Source organism: Streptomyces sp. MGP-BFMKR1, assembly GCF_057766585.1.
In genome coordinates, this window is sequence record NZ_CM173408.1 from 4,556,711 (window position 1) to 4,574,334 (window position 17,624).

16 protein-coding genes are annotated in these 17,624 nt (G+C 73.0%); 11 read left to right on the forward strand and 5 right to left on the reverse strand.

The window, feature by feature from the left end; genetic code table 11:
• The first annotated feature begins 60 nt into the window (after positions 1-60).
• The 8 genes from AC3CHW_RS17725 to AC3CHW_RS17760 all read left to right on the forward strand — a co-directional run bounded on the left by AC3CHW_RS17725 (position 61) and on the right by AC3CHW_RS17760 (position 4,801).
• The gene (locus tag AC3CHW_RS17725; RefSeq protein WP_488467086.1) at positions 61-876 is read left to right on the forward strand and encodes a helix-turn-helix domain-containing protein; all 816 of its coding nucleotides are present in this window, start codon (positions 61-63) and stop codon (positions 874-876) included.
• Positions 863-1,084, forward strand: a complete 222-nt coding sequence (locus tag AC3CHW_RS17730) for a DUF397 domain-containing protein (RefSeq protein WP_488467087.1) — start codon at positions 863-865, stop codon at positions 1,082-1,084. The genes AC3CHW_RS17725 and AC3CHW_RS17730 overlap by 14 nt, the downstream gene beginning before the upstream one ends.
• A gap of 52 nt (positions 1,085-1,136) precedes the next feature.
• A complete protein-coding gene (locus AC3CHW_RS17735; RefSeq protein ID WP_387596561.1) occupies positions 1,137-1,346 on the forward strand; it encodes a DUF397 domain-containing protein in 210 nt (69 codons plus the stop codon).
• Between the two features lie 68 nt (positions 1,347-1,414).
• A complete protein-coding gene (locus tag AC3CHW_RS17740; protein WP_488467088.1) occupies positions 1,415-1,630 on the forward strand; it encodes a DUF397 domain-containing protein in 216 nt (71 codons plus the stop codon).
• Complete coding sequence (locus AC3CHW_RS17745; protein WP_488467089.1) at positions 1,620-1,841, forward strand: DUF397 domain-containing protein; 222 nt, start codon at positions 1,620-1,622, stop codon at positions 1,839-1,841. Before AC3CHW_RS17740 ends, AC3CHW_RS17745 begins: the two co-directional genes overlap by 11 nt.
• Positions 1,842-1,868: 27 nt before the next feature.
• Positions 1,869-3,041 carry a methyltransferase domain-containing protein gene (locus AC3CHW_RS17750; RefSeq protein ID WP_488467090.1) on the forward strand — a complete coding sequence of 391 codons (1,173 nt, stop codon included), beginning with the start codon at positions 1,869-1,871 and terminating at the stop codon, positions 3,039-3,041.
• Between the two features lie 358 nt (positions 3,042-3,399).
• Entirely contained in the window at positions 3,400-3,930 is a 531-nt protein-coding gene (locus AC3CHW_RS17755) for a cupin domain-containing protein (protein WP_488471090.1), read from the forward strand.
• Positions 3,931-4,009: 79 nt separating this feature from the next.
• Positions 4,010-4,801, forward strand: a complete 792-nt coding sequence (locus tag AC3CHW_RS17760; protein WP_488467091.1) for an SDR family NAD(P)-dependent oxidoreductase — start codon at positions 4,010-4,012, stop codon at positions 4,799-4,801.
• A gap of 133 nt (positions 4,802-4,934) precedes the next feature.
• On the opposite strand, the gene AC3CHW_RS17765 is transcribed toward AC3CHW_RS17760, so the two are convergent.
• Complete coding sequence (locus AC3CHW_RS17765; protein WP_488471091.1) at positions 4,935-7,205, reverse strand: ATP-binding cassette domain-containing protein; 2,271 nt, start codon at positions 7,203-7,205, stop codon at positions 4,935-4,937.
• Between the two features lie 705 nt (positions 7,206-7,910).
• Between AC3CHW_RS17765 and AC3CHW_RS17770 the strand changes: the two genes are divergently transcribed.
• Positions 7,911-8,708 carry a VOC family protein gene (locus AC3CHW_RS17770; protein ID WP_488467092.1) on the forward strand — a complete coding sequence of 266 codons (798 nt, stop codon included), beginning with the start codon at positions 7,911-7,913 and terminating at the stop codon, positions 8,706-8,708.
• Positions 8,709-9,413: 705 nt separating this feature from the next.
• Here the strand turns inward: AC3CHW_RS17770 and AC3CHW_RS17775 are convergent.
• The 4 genes from AC3CHW_RS17775 to AC3CHW_RS17790 all read right to left on the reverse strand — a co-directional run bounded on the left by AC3CHW_RS17775 (position 9,414) and on the right by AC3CHW_RS17790 (position 15,183).
• Positions 9,414-10,172, reverse strand: coding sequence for a sulfite exporter TauE/SafE family protein (locus tag AC3CHW_RS17775; RefSeq protein WP_488467093.1), 759 nt, complete (start codon positions 10,170-10,172; stop codon positions 9,414-9,416).
• 279 nt (positions 10,173-10,451) lie between these two features.
• Complete coding sequence (locus AC3CHW_RS17780) at positions 10,452-11,411, reverse strand: hypothetical protein (RefSeq protein ID WP_488467094.1); 960 nt, start codon at positions 11,409-11,411, stop codon at positions 10,452-10,454.
• Between the two features lie 293 nt (positions 11,412-11,704).
• Positions 11,705-13,306: an ABC-F family ATP-binding cassette domain-containing protein gene (locus AC3CHW_RS17785; protein WP_488467095.1), complete on the reverse strand. Its 1,602-nt coding sequence runs from the start codon at positions 13,304-13,306 to the stop codon at positions 11,705-11,707.
• Between the two features lie 158 nt (positions 13,307-13,464).
• A complete protein-coding gene (locus tag AC3CHW_RS17790) occupies positions 13,465-15,183 on the reverse strand; it encodes an MFS transporter (RefSeq protein ID WP_488467096.1) in 1,719 nt (572 codons plus the stop codon).
• A 97-nt stretch (positions 15,184-15,280) separates the two neighbouring features.
• On the opposite strand from AC3CHW_RS17790, the gene AC3CHW_RS17795 reads away from it, so the two are divergent.
• Positions 15,281-15,910, forward strand: coding sequence for a TetR/AcrR family transcriptional regulator (locus tag AC3CHW_RS17795; RefSeq protein WP_488467097.1), 630 nt, complete (start codon positions 15,281-15,283; stop codon positions 15,908-15,910).
• 131 nt (positions 15,911-16,041) lie between these two features.
• Entirely contained in the window at positions 16,042-17,469 is a 1,428-nt protein-coding gene (locus AC3CHW_RS17800; RefSeq protein ID WP_488467098.1) for a pyridoxal-dependent decarboxylase, read from the forward strand.
• Positions 17,470-17,624: the final 155 nt, after the last annotated feature.

Below are 17,624 nucleotides of genomic sequence, written 5' to 3' on the forward strand. Positions count from 1 at the left end.
CGGAGTACGGTCGCTAGAGGGTTTGGCGTGCCAAAGCACTGAGCACGAAAGGGTCACCACATGGCGCTGACGAATGGGCCCAAGGGCCGGAACGCATACGGCGAGGAACTGCGGGAGAGACGGGAAGCGCGCGGCTGGACACAGGAGGAATTGGGAGCGCGGGCCGTCATGTCGCGTTCGCACATCGCCCACATTGAGGCGGGCCGTCGCTTTCCCTCCGTCGAGGATGCGGTGCGCCTTGACCAGGTGCTGGAGACGGGGGGCGTCCTCCGCCGTTTTCTACCCGAGAGCAAACTCGCGACGTTCTTCGCGGGTGTGGCGGAGATGGAACCACTGGCGGTGATGATCCGGGAGTTCGGCCAGTCGTTGGTGCCCGGGCTTTTGCAGACGCCGGATTACGCGGCAGCCGTGTTCGCCGCTGGATTCCCTCGCCTGAGCGAAGATCGCTGTGCGGATCGCATTCGCACACGCCGCGCGCGTGCCGACATTTTGGACAACCCGGTGCGCCCGGAGCTGTGGGCGCTTCTGGATGAGGCGGTGCTACGGCGCAGTGTCGGTGGGCCAGCCGTCATGGCTGAGCAACTACGTCACATCCACGACTTGGGGGCGCGGCAGCGCATCCGTGTGCACGTGCTGCCGTTCAGCGTTGGTGCCCATGCGGTACTGGAGAGCTCCGTCACCCTGATGCACTTCGATGACATGGCACCGCTTGCCTATGTGGAAGGTTTGAGCACTGGCACAGTGCTGGACTCGCCTGCGGTAGTGGAGCGGTGCCTCGTGTCCTACGATCTCGCCCTGGGCGACGCCTTGTCGCATCGCGAATCCCTGAGGTTCATCAAGGCAGTTGAAGAGGAGTATGCGGATGCAGTGCGGTAAGGGCGTTTCGGACGCGTCGGCTCTGAGCGGTTGGCGTAAGTCGAGCTACAGCGGAGCCAGCAACGGCAATTGCGTGGAGGTCAGCGCTGCCTACCCGGGTGCCGTCCCCGTCCGCGACAGCAAGGACCCGCAGGGCCCGGCACTGGTCTTCGACACGGCGGCTTGGTCGGCGTTCGTCGGGGCCGTGCGGCGGGGAGAGTTCGCGTAGCGACGCCTGACGTGGCTGCCAGGTGGATGGTCCCGAGAGGAGTGGTCGCACGATGAACGTGGAGCTTTCTCAGGTCGTCTGGCGTAAGTCGAGCTACAGCGGCAACGGTGGCGCTAACTGCGTCGAGTGGACGCCGTCTCTGGTCGCGAACGGTGTGATCCCAGTTCGGGACAGCAAGGACCCGAACGGGCCGGCTCTGGCCTTCGACGCTGGCGCCTGGTCGGCGTTCGTGGGCGCGGTGCGGCGGGGAGAGTTCGCGTAGCGGCCCTGCCGCGTCGTGCGCCTGTCGGGTGCCGGGCTGGTGGCCGCGAAAGGGGCGATCACAGGGTGATGGTGGATCTCGCTACGGTCACATGGGTCAAGTCTTCGTACAGCGGCGGCAGTAACGGAAACTGCGTGGAGTGGGCGCCGTCGGTGGCGTCCAGTGGTGCCGTCCCCGTCCGCGACAGCAAGGACCCGCTGGGTCCACCGCTGGTCTTCGACGTGGCGGCGTGGTCAACGTTCGTGAACGCGGTGCGGCGAGGGGAGTTCAGCCGTGTTGAATAACCCGAGCCTCCCCGCTTCGCCGGACCTGAGCGGTTGGCGCAGGTCGAGCTACAGCGGAGCCAGCAACGGCAATTGTGTGGAGGTCAGCGCGGCCTACCCGGGTGCCGTTCCCGTCCGCGACAGCAAGGACCCGCAGGGCCCGGCACTGGTCTTCGACACGGCGGCTTGGTCGGCGTTCGTCGGGGCCGTGCGTGACGGCGAGTTCGACTGACCCGTACGAACGACTGGGGTCCCGCGCTTGAACTGGCAACTGCTCGCTCAGCAGTTGGCGGCCGACATCGCCGCCCCCACCTCGCGCTGGCGCGGACCACTCGCGGCCACGCCCCGGCACATTCTCGTGCCGCGCTGGTGGGAGTGGGAGGGCGGGCAGTGGTCCCTGCGCGATGGCCAGGCGGACGAGTCCGCCTGGCTGCGTGCTGCCTACGCGGACGACAGCTTGGTTGCCCGAGTCGGCGGGTCGCACGCCGACGCCGCCAGCCCCGACGATCACCCCTCCGGTCGCCCAACCTCTTCCAGTACGGCACCGAGCCTCGTCATCCGGATGCTGCGCCACGGCCTCCTGTACGACGGCGCCGACGTGGGGCTGATCGGGACCGGTACCGGAACAAGTACCGCTCTCGTCGCCCGCCGGTTCGGGTCGGACCGGGTGACGTCGATGGATGTGGACCCGTACCTGACCGAAGCCGCGACGCGGCGGCTCGATTCGATCGGGCTGGCGCCCAAAGTGGTCACCTGTGACGCCACCGGCCCGTTGCCCGACATCTTCGACCGCGTCGTGTCGCTGGTGGCCCTGCCCAACCTCGCCAGCGTGGTGGCCGCGCTTCGCCCGGGCGGGCGGCTCGTGACCACCCTCGCCCGTATGAACGTGATCGTCACGGCTGACAAGGAGCCGGACGGTAGCGCGCGAGGGCAGGTCGAGTGGGACCGTGCCGGGTTCATGGTCACCCGGTCGGGAGCGGACTACCCGGCGAACCCGGCGGCGCTCTCGGACGAGGCACGTGACCAGGAAGGTGAGGAGGTCCACACCGGCCGGTATCCGGTGGTGAACGTGACCGAGTCGTGGGAGTTGCAGGCCATGCTCCAACTCGCCGTGCCTGGCGTGACCTCGTACTACGACGAGAGCAACAAGCAGCGCACCGCCTGGCTGGCCCACCCTGACGGCTCCTGGGCCCGCGCCTCGGCGACCTGGATCGACCCGCCCGAGGTGCACCAGGGAGGCCCACAGCGCCTCTGGACGAGGCTCGAACGCATCCGTGACCGACTCAACGCGGAAGGCAAACTCCCCCTCTACGGCAGCCGCGTCCACATCACCCCCGACGGGGTCGTCCACTTCGCCCGGGGCGCGTGGCGGGCCTCGTACGGAGACCCCGCACCGGAAGCCGCACCCCACGCCCCCGACGTGCCTGGTTGATACCGGCACCCACCAGGAGGTGGTCGGCCCGGTACCTTCTCCAGCGCGACCAGCACCTCGTGCGGCTAGGCGCTCGTACGGGCGAGCTCGGCGGCGGCCTCCGCGATCTCCTGCGGAAGTGACCATCACCGCACCCTGTCGACGTGGCCGCTGGCTGGTAGCCGCTCGTGGGCACCGTGCTAGATTGCCAGCAGACTTAAAGGGGCACTCGCTTAGGCCACTGTCCCTCTTTTCTTTGGCCTGCACGCCACATCGTGGTGTGCAGGCCATTTTGCTGACCCACCCCACCCCCACCCCCCGTACGCTGGCCCCGACCGTCAGCGGAGGGCCGCACATGACCAGCGACAGCAGCGCCGACATGCCCGACACCCCAGACACCCCACCCCGACTCGCCGGCGCGAGCCGGCCCCCCACCCCCGCCCAACTCATCGCGCACTACGGCCTGGAGCCGATACCGCGCGAGGGCGGGCGGTACCTGCGGACGTGGGCCGGGGCGGAGCGGGCCGACGGGCGGCCGGAGGGGTCGGCCATCGTCGTGTTGCTGACCGACGACGCCGACGGGTACTCCGCCCTGCACCGGCTCGCCTCCGACGAGACCTGGCACTTCTACCTCGGTGATCCGATCGAACTGCTGCTCCTCGCGCCCGACGGGTCGGACCGTACGGTGGTGCTCGGGCCCGACGTACTGGGTGGGCAGCGCGTGCAGTTCACCGTGCCCGCCGGCACCTGGATGGGCGGGGCCGTCGCGGGGGGCGGGGCGTGGGCGTTGCTCGGGTGCACCATGGCGCCCGGGTTCACGGACGACACGTACGAGCACGGCGACGCCGACGACCTCGCCGCCCGCTACCCGCGCGTGGCGGAGCGGGTGCGCGCGCTGTGCCGGCCGTGAGGTGGGCGCGCGTGGCGGGTAACACCCACCGGGGCGAGCGGCCCGTAACCCTGCGAGCGAACCGAGAGGCGTACCCGACGTGAACCAACCCAGCACACATCCCACCCACCTGCCCGACCTCAGCGGGCAGGTGGCGCTGGTCACCGGGGCCGGTGGGTGGATCGGGCAGGGGATCGCGCGGCGGTTCGCGGCGGCGGGCGCGGCCGTCGTCGCGCACTACCGGAGCAGCGAGGACGCCGCCCGCGCGCTGGTCGCCGAGATCGGCGACGCGGGCGGGGCCGCGCTGGCGCTGGGTGCCGACCTCGCCGACGAGGCGGAGTGCCACCGGCTGGTGCGCGAGGCCGCCGCCTGGCGCGGGGGCCGGCTGACCGCGCTGGTCAACAACGCCGGCGTGCAGCCCGTACAGCCGCTGCCCGGCATGACACTCGCCGACTGGTCCGCCGTCGTGGACACCAACCTGCGCGCCACCTTCGCCTGCACCCAGGCCGCGGCGGAGGTCATGCGCGCGGGCGGCGGCGGCACGATCACGCACATCGCCTCCATCGAGGCGAGCCAGCCCGCGCCCGGCCACGCGCACTACAACGCCTCCAAGGCCGCCGTCGCGATGCACGCGCGGTCGGCGGCGCTGGAGTACGGGCCGTACGGCATCCGGGTCAACTCCGTCTCGCCCGGGCTCATCGCACGCCCGGGACTCGCCGACGCCTGGCCCGACGGCGTGCGCCGCTGGCAGGCCGCCGTGCCGGCCGGGCGGCTGGGGCGGTCCGAGGACATCGGCGACGCGTGTGTGTTCCTCGCCTCGCCGATGGCCTCGTTCGTCACCGGCCACGACCTGGTGGTGGACGGGGGTGTGTCGGCGCGGCCGACCTGGTGAGGGTTGTGCGGCGGACCCCGGCCCCGCGCAGCCCCCGGCCAGGTCCGGGCCGGGGGCCGGACCGGGGGCCGGCGGCCGGCCGGGGCAGCGCCCCCAGCCCCCCGTGCGGTCATCGGCGGCTGAGGCGCACGCCTCAGCCGCCCACGTACTCCCGCAGGTGCTCCGCCGTCAGCGTCTCGCCCTTGGCGACCAGGGCGGCCGGGGTGCCCTCGAAGATGATCTGGCCGCCGTCGTGGCCGCCGCCGGGGCCCAGGTCGATGAGCCAGTCGGCGTGGGCCATGACGGCCTGGTGGTGCTCGATGACCACGACCGTGTTGCCTGCGTCGACCAACTGGTCGAGCAGGGCCAGGAGTTTGTCCACGTCGGCGAGGTGGAGGCCGGTCGTCGGCTCGTCCAGGACGTACGTCGAGGACTTCTCGGCCATGTGGATGGCCAGCTTGAGGCGCTGGCGCTCGCCGCCGGAGAGGGTGTTGAGCGGCTGGCCGAGGCGCAGGTAGCTCAGGCCCACGTCGCGCAGCCGGCCGAGGATGGTGTGGGCCTGGCCGGTGGGGAAGAACGCGTACGCCTCGGCGACCGACAGGCCCAGCACCTCGCTGATGTTCTTGCCGCGCAGGGTGTACGTCAGCACCTCGGGCGTGAACCGCTTGCCCTCGCACTCCTCGCAGGTCGAGGCGACGCCGGCCATCATCGCGAGGTCGGTGTAGACGAGGCCGATGCCGTTGCAGTTCGCGCAGGCGCCCTCCGAGTTGGCGCTGAACAGGGCCGGCTTGACGCCGTTCGCCTTGGCGAAGGCCGTACGGATCGGGCCGAGCAGGCCGGTGTAGGTGGCCGGGTTGGAGCGGCGGGAGCCGCGGATGGGGGACTGGTCGGCGACGACCACGCCCTCCCGGTTGCTCAGGTAGCCGTGGATCAGCGAACTCTTCCCCGAGCCGGCGACGCCGGTGACCACCGTGAGGACGCCCTCCGGGACGTCGACGTCCACGTTCTTCAGGTTGTGCGCGTCGGCGCCGCGGATCTCGATCCAGCCGCGCGGCTCGCGGGGCCGCTCGCGCAGCCGCGCCCGGTGGCCCAGGTGGCGGCCGGTGAGCGTGTCGGAGGCGCGCAGGCCCGCGACGTCGCCCGCGTAGCAGAGCTGGCCGCCCTCGGAGCCCGCGCCCGGGCCCAGGTCGACGACGTGGTCGGCGATCGCTATCACCTCCGGCTTGTGCTCCACGACCAGCACCGTGTTGCCCTTGTCGCGCAGCCGCAGCAGCAGGTCGTTCATCCGCCGGATGTCGTGCGGGTGCAGGCCGACGGTCGGCTCGTCGAAGACGTACGTCACGTCCGTGAGGCTGGAGCCCAGGTGGCGCACCATCTTCACGCGCTGCGCCTCGCCGCCGGACAGGGTGCCGGAGGCGCGGTTGAGGCTGAGGTAGCCGAGGCCGATCTCGACCAGCGACTCCAGGAGTTCGCGCAGCGACGTGACGATCGGGCCGACGGACGCGTCGGAGATGTCCCGTACGAACGCGGCCAGGTCGCTGATCTGCATCGCGGAGCACTCGGCGATGTTCACGCCGTTGATCGTGGACGACAGCGCGGCGGCGCTGAGCCGGGAGCCGGCGCAGGCCGGGCAGGTGGCGAAGACCACCGCGCGGTCGACGAAGGCGCGCAGGTGGGCCTGCATCGACTCGCGGTCCTTGCTGAGGTAGACCCGCTGGACCTTGGTGACCAGGCCCTCGTACGTGATGTTGTTGGAGCCGATCTTCAACTTGGTGCTGGGCTTGTGGAGGAAGTCCTCCCACTCGGTCTCGGTGAAGTCCCGCAGTTTGGTGTCCGGGTCGTAGAGCCCTGAGCCCGCCATGACCTGCCAGTACCAGGAGTCCACGGCGAAGCCGGGAACCGTGATCGCGCCCTCGTTCAGCGACTTGTCGCGGTCCACGAGCTGCTCGACGTCGATCTTCGAGACCTCGCCGACGCCCTCGCACTCGGGGCACATGCCCTCCGCCACGTTGAAGCTGAACGCGCTGGAGGTGCCGATGTGCGGGGTGCCGAGGCGGCTGAAGATGATGCGCAGCATCGTGTACGCGTCGGTCGCGGTGCCCACCGTGGAACGGGAGTTGGCGCCCATCCGCTCCTGGTCCACGACGATCGCCGCGCTCAGGTTGTGCAGCGCGTCCACGTCGGGGCGGCCCAGGCTCGGCATGAACGACTGGACGAACGCCGTGTACGTCTCGTTGATCAGCCGCTGCGACTCGGCCGCGATGGTTCCGAAGACCAGCGAGGACTTGCCGGACCCGGAGACTCCGGTGAACACCGACAGGCGCCGCTTGGGCAGGTCGAGCGAGACGTTCCGCAGGTTGTTCTCGCGGGCGCCGCGCACCTGGATCACCGAGTGCTGGTCGGCCGCGGTGGTGGCTATCGCCATCGCCGCCTCGGTGGCCTCGGTCGCCGTGCCCGCGGGCGTCGCGGTGGCCGGCGTGGTCTGTGGGGCCTGGGCGGCCGGCGTCACCGCCGGCGGGGTGGGCGTCGTGTCGGGGCCCGTGGTCGGCGTGAGGGAGACGGGCGGGTTGAGCGGCGGTACGGCGGGCATGGCGGATCTCCTCTTCTTGCCGGGCTCGGCGGCGCGGCGACGCGATGACGCGGTGACGCGGCGAACACGACGGTGCGGTGGCACGACGGCGCGGCGAGCACGACGGCGTGCCGGCATGACGGCGCGGCGGCGCCGGGCACGGCGGGACGGAAAAAAGCGGGACGGTGCGCAGACATTACCCCCTCCGGGAAGTACTTCGCGCGTTTTTCCCGCTCGATCTGTTGCCGGCGAGATAGCCGTTTTCGCCTACCGGAACACACGTTCTCGCCTGTCGGAATTACGGCCCGGAATTCCGCGATGCGGACCGTGAATGACCTGGAAGGGGTGTAGGAATAGGTCGCGTCGCTCGCTGGCCGGCGGGCCGCGAACCGCTAGCTTGGGCACCCCCGTTGACCGGCGCTTACGCCGGACGCGGCCCCGGTGAGCCGCGGGTTACGGCGCGAATTCCGTACCGGTGGCAAAGGGGAACCGACTGACGAGAGCGCGGAACGGAACCGCCCACCGGCCGGCGGGCGCAGCGACCGAGAGGACATGTGGACCATGACCACCTTCGCGACAGGAACACCGTGTTGGGCCGACGCGATGTTCACCGATTTCGAGGGCGCCAAGACCTTTTACGGCGATGTGCTCGGCTGGACCTTCGGGGAGAGCTCAACGGAGTTCGGCAACTACACGCAGGCGTACGCGGACGGTAAGGCGGTGGCCGCCGTCGTGCCGCCCATGCCGGGCGCCGAGGAGCGGTCCGCGTGGTGCCTGTACTTCGCGTCGGACGACGCGGCGGCGACCGCCGAGGCGATCCGGGCGGCCGGCGGCGAGGTGGTGATGGGGCCGATGCGGGTCAGCGAGTTCGGCACGATGGTGATCGCCCGCGACCCGAGCGGGGTCGCCTTCGGCGTCTGGGAGGCGGGCCAGCACAAGGGGTTCGAGAAGGTCGCCGAGCCCGGCGCGTACTGCTGGGCCGAGGTGTACACGCGCCAGCCGCGGCAGTCCGACGCGTTCTTCGCCGCCGTCTTCCCCTACCGCGCGCAGCAGGTGAACGACGAGCAGATGGACTTCAGGGTCTTCAGCCTCGCCGACGGGCCGGTGCTCGGCCGGATGGCGATGGGCGAGGACTTCCCGGCCGAGGTGCCCTCGCACCTCCAGGTCTACTTCGCCGTGGACGACTGCGACGCGGCCGTGGCCCGGGCGACCGCCGGTGGCGGCCAGGCGCACTTCGGCCCGATGGACACCCCGTATGGCCGGTTCGCGTCCCTCGTCGACCCGCAGGGCGCCGGCTTCGCCGTGATCGACGTGACCAGGACGGCGGGCGAGACGCCGAAGATGACCGATGTGACGTGAGGTGGCGTCACGTGAGGTGGGGGTGTGTGACGACGTGACGTGAGGTGGCGGGACGTGAACCCATGTGACGTGCGCCGGCGCGAGGTGGGCTGGGCTGACGGGGTTCCGCGTGGCGTGCCGTGGGGTTCCGTCGCGTGACGGTCGGGCCCCGGGGGCGGCGGGCGGGTCTCGGATGAGACAAACACGGTCGCATACGCGACAAGATCCCTTTCTTCGGAATCGCTGCTGACCATCTCCTGTCAGAGTCCAGAGACTCAGCCCGCACCTGGGCGGGGTTTCTTGAAGAGGGGTATGTCATGCGTGTTCGTCGTGTACTCGCCGCCACGGGGTTGGTAGCCACGCTCGCGGTCGGGGCGACAGTAACGACAACTTCGGCTGCGACAGCAGCGGAACCCTGGGGCGCGGCGGGCACGTCCCAGGACGTGTTGATTGGTGGGTCCAGTGCCGCGCCCGCGCCCGACTGGGCACGGCTCATGCACCTGGCGATGCAGAACGCAGCCATGTACGTGTGACCGGTCATCAAGGGTGGCCCGACGCCCGGGCCGCCCTTGATCGACTCCGCCCCGTGATCGAGCAGATGGGTGGTAGCACTGCCCCAACGGCCGTTGTCGGCGCGGCGGTGGCTTGCGGTGGGCGGGTCGCGGGAGGGCGGACCAGCCCGAAGACGGACCAGCCTGAGGACTGGGTGAGTGCGGGACTTCGGCTTCAGCGCACGATCACCACCACGGACGCGGTGAGGCCGACGGCCACGATGATGCCGCGCAGCACGGTCGGTGACAGCTTGCGGCCGATGCGGGCGCCGATCAGGCCGCCGATCGTGGCGCCGGTGGCGACCACCGCGGCGGCGGCCCACGAGACGTCCGCGACGATGATGAAGACGACCGCGGCCACGCCGTTGACAACGGAGCCGAGCACGTTCTTCACCGCGTTCAATCGTTGCAGGTCCTCGTCCAGGAACGCGCCGAAGATCCCCATCATCAACACGCCCTGGGCCGCGCCGAAGTACCCGCCGTACACGCCCGTGCCCAGTACGCCGCACCACACCGGTACGCCGCCGTCCTTGTGTCGGGGGCCGCTCTTGCGGTTGCTCAGCCAGCGGTTGAGGCGCGGTTGCAGGAGGACGAGCACGCAGGCGATCAGGATGAGGGCGGGCAGCACGGCGTCAAAGGTCGACTCTGGCAGCTTGAGCAGCAACAGGGAGCCGATCAGCCCGCCGATGAGCGAGGCGACGGCGAACCGCAGCACCCGCCCGCGCTGCCCGCGCAGCTCGCGCCGGTAGCCGTACGCGGCGCTCATCGAGCCGGGCACCAGGCCGATGTTGTTGGAGACGTTGGCGACCACGGGCGGGTAGCCGAAGGCCAACAGGGTGGGGAAGGTGACGAGGGTCCCGGAGCCGACGACCGCGTTCATGCCACCGGCCACGACGCCCGCGGCCCCGATGGCCACCGCCTCAAGCGCTTCCACGGATCATCCTCCGATCGCTCGCGGCGCCGGAGGCTCCGGCTCGCGCCGGGCGCCGGCGTGCGCCGGGCCCGCCAGAGATCGTCATCCGCGGCGAAAGGCCACGTCAATCCTCGACATCGCTTGTGGGCCCCCCAGCGCTGGCTTGGCCCAGGCCGGCGGAGCCGGGGGCGGCGGGCCGGGGCGCGGGATCTGGGCGCGGGTTCGGGGCACGGTTCCGGGCGCGGGTTCCGGGCGCGGGGTCGGGAGGTGGGCCCGGGAGGCGGCGGGCTCGGCCCGCGCTCAGGTGGCCGGCGCGGGGGCGGTCTCGTGTCGGCGGGCGAGGGCGCGGGCCGCGGGGACGCAGTCCGCGGCGGCCTGCGCGTACGCCGCCAACTGCCGGGTCAGCCCCTCGACCTGGGCGGAGAGCTGGTCGTACTCGATCATCTCGGCCGGCGTCCACGGGCCGTCCTTGTCGCTCAGCCGCTCGGCGTGCGCCTTGGCCACCAGCGTCGCGTCGATGGCCGCGAGCGCGGCGTGCAGCCGGGCCAGCACGTCGGCGGGCGCGCCCCCGAGGAGGACGGTGAGCTGCTCGGACGTCGGCAGCGTGGGCACCTGGTGGTCGGCCCAGCGGTTGCCCCACAGGCGGTGGCGCCGCGCGTCGGGCTGCCCGTCCTCGTACACCGTCACCGCGCCCCGCGCGTCCCGCCCGATGCGTACGCCGCTGCGCACGGCCAGGTCGGCGACCATCTCGTACAGCCCGTCGCCGTTGTCGTGCATGTGCGCGCCGAGTTCGACGAGTTGGCGGGAGTGGTCGGAGATCTTGGGCAGGTGGGTCAGGTCCTCGTCGTCCATGGCGATCTCGGGGTTGGCGGCCACCATGCGGACCTCGTGCGGCGCGGCGCGGCAGGCGGCCGTGACCAGGGCGACCGTCGCCGCGTCGGCCCACCAGGAGACGAAGGCGCGCGCGGTCTCCCGGTGGCCGAGGGCCGAGTGGGCCGAGAGCCTGGCCCGGGCCGAGGCGAGCGCGGACGTCGGCGCGTACACGCTGCGGCCCGCCGCGCGGTCGCGGACCATCGTCTCCTCGTCGGCGTCGGTCAGCTCCTCCATCCGTCGCTCCACCGCCTCGGCCTCGGCCAGCACCTGGCGGGCGGCCGAGCCGAGGTCGGCGAGGAGGGCGTCGACGGCGTCGGGGGACAGCGCGCCCCGCCCGTCCGAGGCCGCGTCGGGGTGCTGGTCGTCTTGCGGAGCGGGACCTTGCACGGGGAGAGCACCTCCGGTCAGCGGAACCAGCCACCAGGTTCACCAACGCGCCAAGCTAGGGCCCCGCGTCCAGCCGCAGCGCCGCAACGAAGCGGCGATCACCCGTACGGGGGAAATGCCCGGCGGGTCCGGATCGCCGGCGCGTACGGTGCGGCCCCGCGCGGGCCCGCATGCCCGGCCCCGCGCAGCCTCGTACGCGCCGGGGCCGCGCGGCCGGGCCCGGCGCCCCCGGGGGTGGGGCGCGGGGTGGTGGGCGCCGGGTGGCGGACCCGCGCGGGAGCGATCGGGTGCGGTTACGACAGGCCCACCAGCTCCAGGTACTCCTCGTTCCACAGGTCCTCGTCCGCGTCCGGCAGGAGCAGGACGCGGTCCGGGCGCAGGGCGGCGATGGCGCCCTCGTCGTGGGTGACCATGACGATCGCGCCCGGGTAGGTGCCCACCGCGCCGAGCACCTCGTCCCGCGACGCGGGGTCGAGGTTGTTCGTCGGCTCGTCGAGGAGGAGTACGTTCGCGCCGGAGTGCACCAGGCCGGCCAGCGCGAGCCGGGTCTTCTCGCCGCCGGAGAGCACGCCGGCCGGCTTGGCCGCGTCGTCCCCGCTGAACAGGAACGAGCCGAGCACCCGCCGCACCTCGCCGTCGGTGAGCCCGGGGGCGGCGCTCGCCAGGTTCTCCCGTACGGTCCGGGCGCCGTCCAGCGTGTCGTGTTCCTGCGCGAAGTAGCCGAGCCGCAGCCCCGGGCCGTGCACCACGCGGCCCGCGTCGGGTTGTTCGCGGCCGGCCAGCAGCCGCAGCAGCGTCGTCTTCCCGGCGCCGTTCAGGCCGAGCACCACAAGGCGGCTGCCCCGGTCCACGGCCAGGTCGACGCCGTCCAGCACGCGGCGCTGCCCGTACGCCTTGACCAGGCTGACCGCGCCGAGCGGCATCCGGCCGCACGGGGCCGGCTCCGGCAGCCGGAACCTGGCCACCTTCTCGCGCCGGCGGGCCGGTTCGAGGTCGGCGAGCATCCGGTCGGCGCGGCGGGCCATGTTCCTGGCGGCCACCGCCGTCGCCACCCGGGCCCGCATCCTGTCCGCCTGCGCGTGCAGGGTGGCCGCCTTGCGTTCGGCGTTCGCCCGCTCCCGGCCGCGCCGCCGCTCCTCGGCCTCCCGCTGCGTGAGGTAGGTCCGCCAGCCGGTGTTGTGCACGCTCAGGCCGGCGCTGTCCGGGTCGAGGTGGAAGACCCGGTTGACGGTGTCGGAGATCAACCCGGTGTCGTGGCTGATCAGTACGAGGCCGCCCTGGTGCGCCGCGAGGAAGGAGCGCAGCCAGGTGACGGAGTCGGCGTCCAGGTGGTTGGTCGGCTCGTCGAGCAGCAGCGTGCCCTGCCCGGCGAACAGGATGCGGGCCAGCTCGACGCGGCGCCGCTGGCCGCCGGAGAGTTCGGCGACGGGCCGGCCCATGGCGTCGTCGGGCAGCCCGAGGCCGGCCGCGACCCGGGCGGCCTCCGCCTCGGCCGCGTACCCGCCGCGCGCCTGGAACTCGGCCTCGGCCCGCGCGTACGCGTCCATGGCCCGCCGCTGCGCGCCGGGGTCCGCCGCGTCGGCCATGGCGGCCTCGGCGGCGCGCAGCGCGGCGACCGCCCGGTCGAGGTCGCGGCCGGAGAGCACCCGGTCGGCGACGGTGGTGGTGGGGTCGGCGGCCCGCGGGTCCTGCGGGAGGTAGCTGACCGGGCCGGTGCGGGTGACGCTGCCGGCGACCGGCGCTGCCTGCCCGGCCAGCAGGGTCAGCAGGGTGGACTTGCCCGCGCCGTTGCGGCCGACCAGGCCGACGCGGTCGCCGGGGGCGATGTGGAAGGAGATGTCGGACAGCAGCAGACGGGCGCCGACGCGCACGTCGAGACCGCGAACAGTGATCATGAGGAAACGCTCCGGATGAGCAGAAGGACACACGGGTGGCGTGGAAGCGGGTCCTTGAGCTAGGAGATCCGGGGCGTGGACATGCCGTCAGGCTAGTTCGCGGGCGGTGCGGGACGCATCCGTAATTCGCCGGGAGCGCCCAGCGGGGGCGGGGGCGTCTAGCGGGTGGCCTCGGCCCCCGTGGGTGGGTTCGGCGGATCGTCATCCGGGGCGTCCGGGGCGTCGGGAGTGTCCGGTGTGGGGCGGGGGTCCGTGGTGCGGGCGGGTGGGCTGGGGGGTAGCGCGGCGGCCAGGGCCGCGACCAGCGCGCACAGGCCGGCGATGGCCCAGAACGCCCGTTGGTAGCCGGCGACCGCGCCGGCCGCGGTGCCCGCGACCGAGACCAGCACCGCGAGGCCGAACGTCCCGCCCACCTGCCGGGCGGCGTTCATCAGGCCCGACGCGGCGCCCGCGGCGTCCGGCGCGACGCCGGAGGTGACGGTGGTGGTGATCGGGGTGATCAACAGGCCCATCCCGGTGGACATCACCAGGGCCGGCCCGAGCAGCCCGGTCACGTAGTCGCTGTGCGGCCCGAGCGCGCTCTGCCACAGGAAGCCGCCCGCGGCGAGCAGGGCGCTGGCCACGATCAGCGCGCGGGCGCCGACCCGCCGCATCGCGAGCGGGGCGAGCCGGGCCGCCACGATGCCGGCCAGGGTGTGCGGCAGGAAGCCGAGGCCGGTGGCGAGCGCCCCGTAGTGCAGGACGTCCTGCATGTACAGGGAGAGGAAGTACCACATCGGGATGAAGCACGCCCCGGCCAGCAGCATCACCGCGTTCCCCACCCGCACGCCCGGGGCGCGCAGCAGCGCGCGCGGGATCAGCGGATCGCCCGCGTGCCGCGCCTCCACCCACCACAGCCCGGCCAGCGCCAGCGCGCCGCCGCCGAGCCCGGCCAGCGTGGCCGGGCCGGCCCAGCCGTGCCGCTCGGCCTGGGTCACGCCGAAGACGAGGCCGGTCACGCCGATCGTGGCCAGCGCCGCGCCCGGCACGTCGAGCCGCCGGGCCGCCTCGCGGGCCCGGTCGGCGGGCAGCAGCCGCAGCGCGAGCAGGCCGGTCAGCAGCCCGATCGGCGCGTTGATCAGCAACGTCCAGCGCCAGGACAGCGACTGCGTGAGCACCCCGCCGATCAGGTTGCCGGCCGCGCCGCCGGCCGAGCTGACGGCGGTCCAGGTGGCCAGCGCCCGGGTGCGGCCCTGCCCCTCGGCGAAGGTGGTGGTCAGGATCGTCAGGGTGGCCGGCGCGAGGACGGCGGCGCCCAGGCCCTGGACGGCGCGCATGGCGATGAGCACGCCGGGCGCCCCCGCGAGCCCCCCGACCAGGCTGGACAGCGAGAACAGCGCGAGCCCGCAGAGGAAGACCCGGCGCCTGCCGTACAGGTCGGCGAGCCGGCCGCCGAGCAGGAGCAGGCCGGCGAAGGCGATGGCGTACGCGCCGACGACCCACTGGAGGGCCACCGCGTCGAAGCCGAGCGAGTCCTTGATCGACGGCAGCGCGACGTTCACCACGGACACGTCGAGGATGACCATGAACTGCGCGGCGCAGGCGAGCGCGAGCACGGCGCGCCGCCCGTCGCCCCGCGCGCCCGCAGCGCCCTGACCCTCCCGCGCGCCCCGCGCGCCGCGCTCAGCGCCCTGACTGCCCCGCGCGGCCCGCGCGCCCTGACCGTCCTGATCCCGCTGACCGTCCGCCGTGCCCCGCCCGTCGGGTGCCGCGCTGCCCGCGTCGCCACCCGTACCGCCCGCCACCTCGCCGGCCGGCCCGCCCCACGCGGGGTCGGGCCTCCCGCCCGTCGCGGCCGGCGGGGGCCGGTGGGGGTCGCCCGCCTCGTGCTCCGCCATGGCACCCGCCTCCCGAGTTTTATGGTACGGCGGTACCATAAAGGTTCCGGGGCGCGTTGGGGAGCGGGCCCGACCGACGAGCAGGGGAGGGCCGGCGGTGCCGAAGACCGTCGACCACGCCGAGCGCCGCGCGCAGATCACCGCCGCCCTGGTACGCGTCGTCGCGCGCACGGGCCTGCACACGGTGACCCTGCGCGCGGTCGCGGCCGAGGCCGGCGTGTCGCTCCGGCTGGTGCAGTACTACTTCGAGACCAAGGCCAACCTCGTCCACGCGACCCTGCGCACCCTGGAGCAGCAGAGCCAGCGGCGCTGGGCGGACCGGCTGGCCGGGCTGCCGAGGCCGGTCACGGCGCGGGCGTTCACCGAGGCGTTCTGCGCCGAGGCGCTGCCCACCGACGAAGCGAGCCGCGCCTTCCACCTGATCTGGACCTCGTACGCGGTGCTCGCGATGACCGACCCGGAGTTGGCCGCGCGCCCCTTCGTGGCCGGCCCCAACCACCTGGAGGCGCAGCTCTCCGACGCGCTCGCGGCGGCCCGCGCCGCCGGCGAACTGCCCCCCACCGCCGACCCCGCCATCGAGGCCGCCCGGCTGCTGGCCCTCAGCCACGGCCTCGGCACCAGCGTCCTGGTCGGCCAGCGCCCACCCGAGGCCGCGCTGGCCGTGCTCCGGCACCACCTCACGGAGCTGTTCGACCAGCGGGAGGCGGGGCGCGGGGCGACGGCGTGACGGCGTGACGGGCTTACGGCGACGGGGGCGCGCGTCCGCGGGGCACGGGAACTCGCGGGGCGGGATCGGGGGCCGTCCGGTATACGTCGTTCCAGGGGGATCGCCGCGTTCGTCGCCGGAGGATGACACCCATGGCCCTGCACCGAGCCAAGGACGCGCACGCGGACGCGGACGATCCGTACACCGACGTCTTCGCGTCACCGCTGAGCGCCCACGTCCTGCCCAAGCACCGGATGCCGGCGGAGCACGCGCCGCCCGACGTGGTCTACGAACTACTCCACAGCGAACTGCTCCTCGACGGCAACGCGGCCCAGAACCTGGCCACGTTCTGCACGACGTGGACCGAGCCGTACGTCGGGCGGCTGATGAGCGAGTGCGTCGACAAGAACATGGTCGACAAGGACGAGTACCCGCAGACCGCCGCGATCGAGGCGCGCTGCGTGAGCATCATCGCCGACCTGTGGCACGCACCGTCGAGCGGCGGCAACGGGGACGGCGGCGGTGGTGGCGGCAGCGGTGGCGCGGGTGGCGGTGGCGAGGGCGGTGGCGGCGTCCGGCCGCGCGGGGCCGTCGGCTGCTCGACCACCGGGTCCAGCGAGGCGGCCATGCTCGGCGGGCTCGCGCTCAAGTGGCGCTGGCGCGCCCGGCGACAGGCGCGGGGCGAACCCGTCGACCGGCCCAACATCGTCGCCGGGCCGGTGCAGGTCTGCTGGGAGAAGTTCGCCCGCTACTTCGACGTCGAACTGCGCCAGGTGCCGCTGGAGCCGGGCGCGACGGGGCTGCGGGCGGAGCAGGTCGCGGCGTACGTGGACGAGAACACGATCGGCGTCGTCGCGATCCTCGGGGTGACCTTCACCTGCGCCTACGAACCCGTCGCCGAGATCGCCGCCGCACTCGACCGGATCGAGGCCGAGCGGGGCTGGGACGTGCCGATCCACGTGGACGCCGCCAGCGGCGGGTTCGTCGCGCCGTTCCTCCACCCGGACCTGGTGTGGGACTTCCGCCTCGACCGGGTCGCGTCGATCAACGCGTCCGGGCACAAGTACGGGCTCGCGCCGCTGGGCGTGGGCTGGGCACTGTGGCGCGACGCGGACGCGCTCCCCGCCGAACTCGTCTTCCAGGTCGACTACCTCGGCGGCGACGTGCCCGGCGCCCGGCAGGCTCAGCCGTTCGCCCTGGGGTGGTCCTTCTCGGCGCTGCTCTCCAGCCAGGTCCGGGCGGGCTCCGCGGTCCTGGTGGTGTCCACGGTGAGCTGGAGGCGGGTGCCGCCGTGCGAGTCCACCGGGAAGCTGCGCTGCTCGGTGGAGGTGAAGCAGCGCCGGAGGATCTCCGCCACCTGGCGGGCGACATCGGGCGTGGACGCCACGATGCTGATGTCGGCGTGCCCGGCGTCGGGCAGGCGTTCCGAGGCGTTCATGAAGGTCTCCGAAGGGTTGCGGGCGGGGGCAGGCGGGGGGCGTCGTGGGCCGCTCGGTCGCTCTCCGCCTGTGGCGCCCTCCACCGCGCGTGGGGCGCACACGGCCGTGGTCTCCGGCGTCGTCATCCACCGTCCACCGTAAACGACGGCGATCTAGGCCGAGTGAGTCCGCGCGCCACCGCTGGTGTCACGCGGTACCCGCACGGGCGCCGCCGGCGCGCCCCACGGGCCGGTCTCGGCGTCGGAGTGCGGGTCGTGGCCTCGGGAGTACGGTGAAGAGGCGAGGTCAGACCCTTC

What these genes read in the sequence shown, in the direction of transcription:
- AC3CHW_RS17755 (WP_488471090.1), top strand. Translation starts at nt 3,400, where the DNA reads ATGCCCGACACCCCAGACACCCCACCCCGACTCGCCGGCGCGAGCCGG.
- AC3CHW_RS17770 (WP_488467092.1), top strand. Translation starts at nt 7,911, where the DNA reads ATGACCACCTTCGCGACAGGAACACCGTGTTGGGCCGACGCGATGTTC.
- AC3CHW_RS17725 (WP_488467086.1), top strand. Translation starts at nt 61, where the DNA reads ATGGCGCTGACGAATGGGCCCAAGGGCCGGAACGCATACGGCGAGGAA.
- AC3CHW_RS17800 (WP_488467098.1), top strand. Translation starts at nt 16,042, where the DNA reads ATGGCCCTGCACCGAGCCAAGGACGCGCACGCGGACGCGGACGATCCG.
- AC3CHW_RS17735 (WP_387596561.1), top strand. Translation starts at nt 1,137, where the DNA reads ATGAACGTGGAGCTTTCTCAGGTCGTCTGGCGTAAGTCGAGCTACAGC.
- AC3CHW_RS17790 (WP_488467096.1), bottom strand. Translation starts at nt 15,183, where the DNA reads ATGGCGGAGCACGAGGCGGGCGACCCCCACCGGCCCCCGCCGGCCGCG.
- AC3CHW_RS17765 (WP_488471091.1), bottom strand. Translation starts at nt 7,205, where the DNA reads ATGGCGATAGCCACCACCGCGGCCGACCAGCACTCGGTGATCCAGGTG.
- AC3CHW_RS17740 (WP_488467088.1), top strand. Translation starts at nt 1,415, where the DNA reads ATGGTGGATCTCGCTACGGTCACATGGGTCAAGTCTTCGTACAGCGGC.
- AC3CHW_RS17785 (WP_488467095.1), bottom strand. Translation starts at nt 13,306, where the DNA reads ATGATCACTGTTCGCGGTCTCGACGTGCGCGTCGGCGCCCGTCTGCTG.
- AC3CHW_RS17730 (WP_488467087.1), top strand. Translation starts at nt 863, where the DNA reads ATGCAGTGCGGTAAGGGCGTTTCGGACGCGTCGGCTCTGAGCGGTTGG.